Here is a 2,848-nt window from a genome sequence, read left to right on the forward strand (position 1 = left end):
AAATAATATTACCGGCATCAGTATAAAACGAACCTTTATTTGTAAATGTACTTACTTCTATTGTTCCGCTGCTGCGGACTAATCCGTAATTCTCATAATTATTTGCTTTTATTTCTGCTTCATTGTAAAATTCTCCCTGACTTATTACTTCATACTGACTTATATTTGCACTATTTGTACTTATTGTATTTGTACTTATATTAAACACTACCGTTCCGCTTGAAGCTGTTATAATATTTGTATTTTTACCGCCTGTTACATACAACATTCCTTCGTTTTCAATACCTCCGGTTGTAACCAAATTATCAACATTTGTTTCAACATAGCTGTCGGAACTTATTATTAAATTTGTTGCATTTATTAAATTTTCATTTAATAAGTAAATTTTGGCAAGCAAAATATTACCGTTAACAGAAAGCGTTGTATCGTTGCTCCAATAATTAAAATTTTCATTTTCATTTTTTATTATTAAACCGGAAGCAGTTTGAGTGTCTAAGCGTATAACATAATTTTCCGTCAATGTCATTGTAGATGTAATAATAACATCGTCTTCGGAATTTAATGTATATGTATAAACATTTGCTGTATCTTTACTGCCTATAATATCGGCAAGCCCAAAACTATCAAATATAAATACAAACAGTATAACAAAAAATATAATTATAAATTTTAAATTTTTTATCATAGAAGAAACACCTCATATTTATTTTTATTTATGATAATTTTTCTAAAACTTGTTTGATCGGCATATTCATTTCAATACCGAGTTTTTGAGCATTTGAAGTAAGAGCAACAATTTTTGAATTTAAAACATCGTCAATTGTTTTAACACCCGTTACAATGCAAGCAATGTCTCCTCTTTTCTGTGCGGTATTGATATTAAGATATCCGCACATTATGTAACCTTTAGGTGAAGTTATCATTAATAATTGACTACTGTCACATAAATCAATGCTAATTGCTTTAAATAATGTTTTATTAACATAAAATTCTTTTATTTCCATTACACACTCCACATTTTGTAATTAAAATCAGAAGTAGGTTTTTGAAAAACAATTGTTGTTTGATACGGCCAAATTTCTACTTGTGACGAATTTTTATCAACACTTATGGTTAATTCAAAATTATCGTAATGTTGCGGTATTTGTAAAACATTAAACGGTATTTTTAATTCAATAATTTGATCAAACACTATATTTTCAAAAGGAATTTGTTTTATTGTTCCGTCAGAATACATAATATTATATTCTTTAATTTTCTTATTGAAATCAAAAATAAATGAAATTTTTTGTTCTGCAGGATTTAAAAAATTTATGTTAAATTTTAAATTTTGCAATTCTTTCAAATTTTCTCCGTTTATTTTAATACCGAAAAAAATATTATCCAAATTAAAACCGTATAAGAAAGAAGATATAACCGTTGAAACCTGATGCATTGAACCGCCAGAATAACCGACAAAATAAGAACCTGCATTTTTCCATTCAAAGAAATTAGTATTTTTACCGTCAATATTAGGATAAATTAATTTTTTCGGTTCAGTCAATGCAATCGTTTGAGAAACGGTTACGGAATGTTTAATAGGTTTATACAATGTATCCGGAGACTTTTGCCCCAATAATTCGTATATTGCAATTAAATGTTGCCTGTATAATTTATCGAACATCATATCGTTAGCGGATGAATGATCCGCACCATACCACCAATTCCAATCCGAACCTTCGGCGGCATATAAAATATTCCACACCTTTTTTTCCAAAGCCGAATTTTTAAATTGTTCGTTTTGTTTTGTATATTCAACCACAAAATTTCTTGTTTGATTTAACAAATCCCATGAAAGATTATCTTCACTATGCCCTATCCAAATACCGAAATTGCCGTTTATCCACGAACCCGCTTTTAAATTATTTATCGTATCTTTCGGCGGGAATCTGTTTAAATAATCACTTATTCTAACTGTTTCTATACATTCTTCTTTTTCCAATTTTGAGTAAAGTTTTGACAAAAAATCATATCCGTCATTTTGATAATATTCCCAACAATTTTCACCGTCCAATATTACCGACACCAAAGGAGCATAATAAGAATTTTCCATATATTTTGCAATATTTTTAATTTTATCAATAAAATCGGTTGCCGCATCTTCCGGATTCCATTTAGAATAAACAAAACCTATTAAATCCGATAAGCCATGATCTCTAAATATCATATTCACACTATTTCCGTTTATGTTAACGTTATACGGTCTGAATAAATATTGTCTGTTACCTGAAAAAGAAGGGTTACTTGCAAACAAAATTGACTCATCGGTAGCAAGCCATTGCAAACCGTTTTTGGCAACTAATTTTATAACTTCATCGGATACAGAACCTTCCGAAGGCCACATACCAGACGGTTTTTTATTAAATAATTTTTCGTAATATTCAACCGCATTTCTTATATGCCAATCCGCATCTTCTTTATTTGAAAATCTGTTTTTAGGTAGGTTAATATTGGGTGTTGCTTCAAGTGCGGCATTCGTATCACACAATAACGGCAATATCGGATGAAAAAAGGGGGTTACAGAAACATCTATTTGTCCCCTGTCCTGTAATTGCTTATGTTTTTCAACTATCATTCCGCAACTATCAAGTTGTTTATTGATAAGTTTTACTTTATCCTCTTCAGTAAAATTTTCACCTTTTGTGTACAGATAACTTATAAATTCATCTTTCTTTCTCCAATAAGGATCAAACCATGATAAATTAAACCATACCTGTAAATCACGAATATCCTTATCATCAAATAAATGTAATTTGTTTTTTATTGAAGCATCCGTTGCTTGTTTCCCTCTTTTTTCAAGCAATTGATT

The 2,848-nt window shown here is 29.6% G+C and carries 2 protein-coding genes and 1 pseudogene; all 3 read right to left on the minus strand.

The window, feature by feature from the left end; all coding sequences use genetic code 11:
• Positions 1-685: hypothetical protein (locus ACMUOV_RS07385; RefSeq protein WP_413854485.1), on the minus strand; the 685-nt coding region annotated here is incomplete at its 3' end.
• Between the two features lie 28 nt (positions 686-713).
• On the minus strand, positions 714-1,004 hold the full coding sequence (locus ACMUOV_RS07390) for a YunC family protein (RefSeq protein WP_413854486.1): 291 nt from the start codon (positions 1,002-1,004) through the stop codon (positions 714-716).
• Positions 1,004-2,848 (minus strand): annotated as a pseudogene (locus ACMUOV_RS07395) (hypothetical protein); the annotation flags it as partial. The gene ACMUOV_RS07390 and the pseudogene ACMUOV_RS07395, both read right to left, overlap by 1 nt.

Source organism: Candidatus Ruminimicrobium bovinum (assembly GCF_902760015.1).
In the GTDB taxonomy this organism is placed as follows: domain Bacteria; phylum Elusimicrobiota; class Endomicrobiia; order Endomicrobiales; family Endomicrobiaceae; genus Ruminimicrobium; species Ruminimicrobium bovinum.